This window comes from Allosalinactinospora lopnorensis (assembly GCF_000981225.1).
Lineage (GTDB): Bacteria > Actinomycetota > Actinomycetes > Streptosporangiales > Streptosporangiaceae > Allosalinactinospora > Allosalinactinospora lopnorensis.
The window spans coordinates 1-5,988 of the sequence record NZ_LAJC01000138.1 but is presented as its reverse complement, the minus strand read 5'-3'; the positions used below and the strand labels follow the sequence as shown (position 1 = coordinate 5,988).

Genomic DNA, 5,988 nt, shown 5'->3' with positions numbered 1-5,988 from the left:
CGCGGCGCCCCGGTCGCCGCGCCGCGACCGCGGGGCCGGACTCCTGGTCGTGGGTGCCATTACCGCCCCTCGCTCCGTTCCTTGCGAATGCTCCAGATGAGGTACGGGACGACGAAGGCCGCGACCGCGATCAGCATGTAGGAGGCGATCGTCGCGCCCACGGCGGGATCGCGTACCTCGAAGACCATCTGCCACATGTAGACAGCGGGCACGTCGGCGATGATCTGCTGGCCGGCGATCGCGATGATGAGGTCGAACACCTTCAGCGACATGTGCCCGAGGATGATCACCACCGACAGCGTGACCGGCCGCAACTGCGGCATGACGATATAGAGGTAGACCCGCCACTCCGAGCAGCCGTCGACGCGGGCGGCCTCGCGCAGGTCTTCGGACACGCCGCGGAACCCGGCGAGGAAGAGCGCCATGATGTAGCCGGAGAGCTGCCAGATCGCCGGCAGCGCCATGGCGGCCATGCCGAATTCGGGATTCGTCCACCAGTTGTTGACCAGGAAGTCCAGGTTCAGCTCGACGAACAGCGCGTTGAGGCCCGTCGCGCGGTCGGCCGGGGCCGGGTTCATCAGCCAGCGCCACACCACACCGGTGGCGATGAACGAGACCGCCATCGGCGCCAGGTAGATCGTCCGCAGCGTGGCCTCGCCTTTGATCCCTTTGTCCAGCAGCAGGCCCAGCAGCCAGCCCATGAACAGGGCGCCGCCGACGAAGACCACGGTGAAGATGACGGCGTTGCGGACCGCCCCCGGCCACCGGGCCTCGTCCCACAGCTCGATGAAATTGACGAGCCCGACGAAGTCGGCGTCCTGGATCGGCCGGTGCTGATCGCTCAGCGCCAGCCGCAGGTTCCACCCGATCATCCCGTAGACGAACACGCCGATGAGCAGGATGGACGGTGACACCAGCAGCAGTCCCGGCAGCCACGTGCGCGCACGCTTCACGCCCGCTCCCTTCCGCGTGACGTAGTCCCGCCGGCTGGGGGCGGGACCCGCCGGGCGGTGCCCGGTGAGTCCCGGTGGTGGAGGCGGAACAGGGTCACTCGCTCTGGGCCGCGGCGTCGAGCTGCTCCTGCAACTCGTCCAGGTCGTCCTCCTGCAGGTACAGGCCGACCGCGGTGTCGATCTCGTTCTTCCACCGGTTGTCGACCGTGACGCCGTGCCAGAAGGAGCCCGCCAGGTCGGATTGCTCCCACTCGCCGAGCGCCCAGGTCAGGTACTCGTTGTCCGCGTAGGCGCCGGCGTCGACATCCGTCCGGGCGGGAATGGAGCCCTTGAGCGGATTGAAGATGTCCTGGCCCTCCTGGCTGCCGACGAGCTCCAGCCAGCTGAGCGCCGCCTCCTCGTTGGGCGCGCCGACCGGGAGGGTAAAGCTGTCCGAGAGCCACATGTAGGTGCCGCCGGTGCCGGGCGCGGGCGCCCAGTCGTAGTCCTCGCCGGCCGTCATCTCCAACTCGTCGAAGAAGCCGGCCGCCCAGTCGCCCATGATGTTGAACGCGGCCTCGCCGTCGACCACGCGCTGCGCCGGCTCCTGCCAGTCCTCGGAGCCCGACTCCTCCTGGGTGTGCTCCATGATGCTGTCGAACCGCTGCAGCGCCTCGCTCACCTCAGGGGTGTTCCAGTCCGCTCCCGGCTCCCACAGCTCGTTGTAGGCGTCGGCTCCGAGCTCGCCGAGCAGCACGTTCTCCAGCAGGTGATCAACGGTCCACTGCGCTCCCACCGAGAGCGGGATGGCATCGGTCTCCTCCGCCACCTGTTCCAGCGCGTCGACGAAGTCCCCGACCGTCTCCGGCGGCGCCTCCGGGTCCAGTCCGGCGTCCTCCAGCACCTGGGGGTTGTACCAGAGGACGTTGGAGCGGTGGATGTTCAGCGGTACCGAGTAGACGCTGCCCTCGTAGCTGGCCTGCTCGATCAGCTCGTCCGGGAAGGCTTCGTTCAGTCCCTGTTCGGCGTAGAAGTCGTCGAGGGGTTCGAGGTATCCGGCCTCGATGTAGTCGCGGAGCTCGGCGCCGGCGTGCCCCTGGAACGAGTCCGGCGGGTCCTGGCTCTGCAGGCGCCCTTCGAGGACCGCCTGGGCGTTGGTCCCGGATCCGCCCGCCACCGCGGCGTTGACGAAACTGATGTCGTGCTTGCTCTCGAACTCCTCGATCAGCGCGTCCAGCCCGGCGGCCTCGCCACCGCCGGTCCACCAGGAGAAGACCTCGACCTCGTTGCCGCCGGCGCCGCCGCCGCAGCCGGTGGCGGCGGCCAGGAGGCTCGCGAGTGCTGCCGCACTGGCTGGTTTCCATCGTGCTCGCCTGGCAGGACTGTTCTCTCGCATTGCGGGCTCCCTCGCCGACGACTGTTCAAACACATATGAACGCAACCACCCAGAAATCCCATATCCTCTGCGGATTGTCCATAGTTCGTCAACGTTTACCGCCGAAGTCGACCGCGATTTCCGTCGAACTCGCAGGTGGGGGACCTGCGGTCGGTTCCGGGGCACCCCGCCGCGCCCATCTCCGGCAGTGAAGGGAAGGCGACACCGCGCGAAGTCCCCCACGGGCGAGAACACAGGTGAAACATCGGATCGTTGGGTGGGCATCAGCGGCATTCCGCGCAGTGGCCCGCGACATCCCAGCGCCCGACTCCCCGCGGGGAGCGGATCCGATACCCCAGGAAACCGGATCAAACAGATTCAAACACACTCGATCGCCGCTCGCCGCAAGGCGGAGGGGAGCCGACCGGTACCCCGCGGCGCCGGCGCCCGGCCACCCGGTACGAGGCCGCGTACACGCCCCGGCGGCTCCGTCGCGTGGAGGTGGCCGGCTCAGCGCCGGCGCACCAGCAGCGCCTGGGCGGTGTTGCCCACCTGCCCGTGTTCATCGTGCAGCACGGACACCGCCGTGCCCACCCCCTCGGGCCCGATCACGGTGTTGGCGTCCAGGCCGATCCACTCGCCGGCGGGCTCGCGCTGGATGTGCACGGTGAGCTCGGTGTTGATGAACAGCCACCGGGTGGGGTCGAGCCGGTTGGAGACCCCGCTGGCGGAGTCGGCGACGGTCATCAGCCGCTGCAGCGGTGTCGGCCGCTCGCCGGCCACGAGCGGGATGCGCTGCCGCGCCCACACGGTCGCGGGCCCGGGGTCGCCGAGTGCCCCCCGCAGGCCGCGCCACTCAATCGCGTCGATGTAGCCCGGCGACCACCCTTCCGGCCGGACGAACTCGACACCGCGGTCGACCGGGGCCAGCGCTGGAGCGGATCCGGCGACCTGACTGGACGAATCGCTGCGCGCGATGCGCCAGGCACTCGCTCTGGCGACGGTGCGCTCCTCGGTCTCCAGCGTCGCGGTGAGCATTTCCACCGACTTTCCGGGCCGCTCCACCCACGCGCGAACCCGCAGTTCGGCGATGGGGACCGGGCCGAGGACCTCCACGGTGATCCTGGACAGCAGCATGTCCCGCGCACTGTCGCAGTGTTGCAGTTCCCTGGTCAGCAACGCCGATGGCGGGCCCAAGTGCTGGTTGTCCGGGGACCACGGCCCCGCGGTGTGCCCGCTGGAGGTGAACCGTCCCTCGCCGAGGGGGTGGTAAAAGGCGTCCGCCATCACTTGCGTCCCTTGCCGGTCGACTGCCCCTGCGAGATTACTGGCCCTCCTCCGAAAGGGCGGATCCGCCCTGGCCGTGCTCGCGCCATTCGCCGGTCGGCTCCTCCGATCCGGCCGGCCCCGAACGCCCTCCCGCGGACCGGTGCTGCCCTCCCAGGCCGGATACCGTTCATCGAGCCGAGGATGGCGATGAGCAGGAGGTCGCCAAGGCGGGATCAACACCCGCTTCGTTGCTCACTGCCACGCGATCTACCCGAACGATCATCGCGCATTCGGGGCGTGCCCACCGATCGAGTCGGGTACCGGGCATCCTGCTCCGGACCGTGGTTGAGGCTCGAAGGAAACGGGCAGCGGACGAGTGCCAGCGTTCTCGGGGAGCACCATGTTCGTCTTCTTCAGCAACCGGCTCGGCTGTTTCCTGTCCCTCGTGGTCTCGGCGGCGTTGACGGCGCTGCTGCTGTTCATCCTCAACGCCCTCGGCTGACCCCGCCGCGCGCCGCCGGCCCCGGATCAGTGGACGACCATGACCGGGCACGGGGCGTGGTGCAGCAGACCGTGAGCGACCCCGCCGAGCGCCAGCCGGGGCAGCCCCCGAAGACCGCGCGCGCCGACCACGATCAGCCGCGCCTGCGCAGCCGCCCGAGTCAGTGCGAGAACGGGCTGGGACTCCACGACCTCGGAGGCGACAGCCACATCGGGATACTTCGCCCGCCACGGCCGCAGCGCCTGCGCCAGGTCGGTCTCCATCTCCTTGCGGATGGCATCGGCATAGGGGATGAGCGCCGGTTCCCGCAGGGGAGGCGGCGGCCACGCCGAAACCGCCCGCACCCGGGAGCCGCCCAGCGCGGCCTCCTCAAAGGCGGCGGCCAGCGCGTCGTCGGCGTACGTGGAACCGTCCACCCCGACCACGACCTCCGGATTCGCGTCCGCGGCGAGCTCGGGGCCCACGACCACGACGGGGACCGGGGAATGCGCCGCCACGTGGTAGGCGATGGATCCGACCTTCATCCCGGGAAAACCGCCCCGCCCGCGCAGCCCCACCACCACCATGGCGGCATCCGCGTCCTCGGCCAGTTGAACGAGAGCGGCAGCGGGCGGGTCGTCGAGCGCGGTGGAGGTGACGTCGAGTTCGGGCACCACCGAGCGCGCCCGCTGTTCCGCCTGTTCCAGGGCGACCGAGGCGTCCCTCCTGACCGCCTGCTCGGGCCAGCCGAGGTCCACCACACCAGCGGGTATCGCCATCGCGTTCGCCAGGACCAGTCGGTGGCCGCGGCGGTCCGCCTCGCCGGCGGCCCATCCCACGGCTCGAAGCCTGATTCGGACCCGTCCACCCCCACCAGTACCGATCGCTGCATCGCACACTCCCGACCTTGTCGTTGTGCCATTGATTCTCACCGGATTCTCCCGCGGCGGCATCGCCCCGAAGTCCCGGACCTCCCCGCCCAAAGTCCCTTGCCGCCCCGGTGGCGGCGGCTCGGACCGGTACGAAGGTCCGCCCCCGCCGGGCCGGAGGTCACTGGCAGCGGAACGGCGTCCGCGCGAAGACTGGGACACGAGGGAACCCGGCAAGGAGGGCATCATGCGCAGCGCCGTCCGCGACATCATGACTACCCAGGTGTTCTCCGTGGGGATGGGAGCCGAGTACAGAGAGATCATCAAGGTCCTACTGGCGCGGAACGTGAGCGCGCTACCGGTGACCGACGACGGCGGCCGGGTGGTCGGCGTCGTGACGGAGGAGGACCTGCTGCACAAAGAGGAGTTCAAGCACACCGACGCCTCCGATCACTACCGGTCGCCGCTGCGCGCCCGGATGCGCGCCCGGCTCAGCGGAACCGGCCTGTCGGCGGCCAGGACCTCGGACAAGGCTCTGGCGACACGGGCCGGCGAACTGATGGCCGCCCCGGCGGTCACCGCGTCCCCCGCGACGTCGGCCATCGAGGCCGCGCGGAGCATGGAGCGCCACGGCGTGGAGCAGCTTCCGGTCGTGGACGGCGACGGGCTACTCGTGGGCATCGTCAGCCGGCGTGACGTACTCAGGACCTTCCTGCGCAGTGATGAGGAGATCTCCCGGGATGTCCGGACCGAGCTCGCCTCCGCCATGCTGCCGTTCAGTGTCGAGAAGGCGACGGTGAACGTCGAGGACGGCGTGGTCACACTCTCGGGTGCCGTCGACCGGCGCAGCGACGCCTACGGCCTGCTCCAGCACATCGGCCAGGTCGAAGGGGTGGTTTCCGTCGTCAGCGGCCTCACCTGGCATGTCGATGACGGCGGCCCTCCGTATACCCAGGTGCGGGGCCTGTGAACGGGCGCTCCCCGGCAGCGTCCCTACCGCTGATGGCGCCTGTCGCCGATACACCTGACCGTCCGGGACACTCCCCACCGGCCGCCCGTTGG

The 5,988-nt window shown here is 69.8% G+C and carries 5 protein-coding genes; 1 reads left to right on the top strand and 4 read right to left on the bottom strand.

Annotated features, from left to right (window positions below; all coding sequences use genetic code 11):
- Nucleotides 1-59 precede the first annotated feature (59 nt).
- The 4 genes from VS93_RS25770 to VS93_RS25755 all read right to left on the bottom strand — a co-directional run bounded on the left by VS93_RS25770 (nt 60) and on the right by VS93_RS25755 (nt 4,896).
- Nucleotides 60-953, bottom strand: a complete 894-nt coding sequence (locus tag VS93_RS25770) for a carbohydrate ABC transporter permease (RefSeq protein WP_082127208.1) — start codon at nt 951-953, stop codon at nt 60-62.
- A gap of 94 nt (nt 954-1,047) precedes the next feature.
- Nucleotides 1,048-2,328 carry an ABC transporter substrate-binding protein gene (locus tag VS93_RS25765; RefSeq protein ID WP_046472445.1) on the bottom strand — a complete coding sequence of 427 codons (1,281 nt, stop codon included), beginning with the start codon at nt 2,326-2,328 and terminating at the stop codon, nt 1,048-1,050.
- A 489-nt stretch (nt 2,329-2,817) separates the two neighbouring features.
- A complete protein-coding gene (locus VS93_RS25760) occupies nt 2,818-3,594 on the bottom strand; it encodes a thioesterase family protein (RefSeq protein ID WP_046472444.1) in 777 nt (258 codons plus the stop codon).
- Nucleotides 3,595-4,104: 510 nt separating this feature from the next.
- Nucleotides 4,105-4,896 carry a universal stress protein gene (locus VS93_RS25755; protein ID WP_236700743.1) on the bottom strand — a complete coding sequence of 264 codons (792 nt, stop codon included), beginning with the start codon at nt 4,894-4,896 and terminating at the stop codon, nt 4,105-4,107.
- Between the two features lie 277 nt (nt 4,897-5,173).
- On the opposite strand from VS93_RS25755, the gene VS93_RS25750 reads away from it, so the two are divergent.
- A complete protein-coding gene (locus VS93_RS25750; protein ID WP_046472443.1) occupies nt 5,174-5,896 on the top strand; it encodes a CBS domain-containing protein in 723 nt (240 codons plus the stop codon).
- Nucleotides 5,897-5,988: the final 92 nt, after the last annotated feature.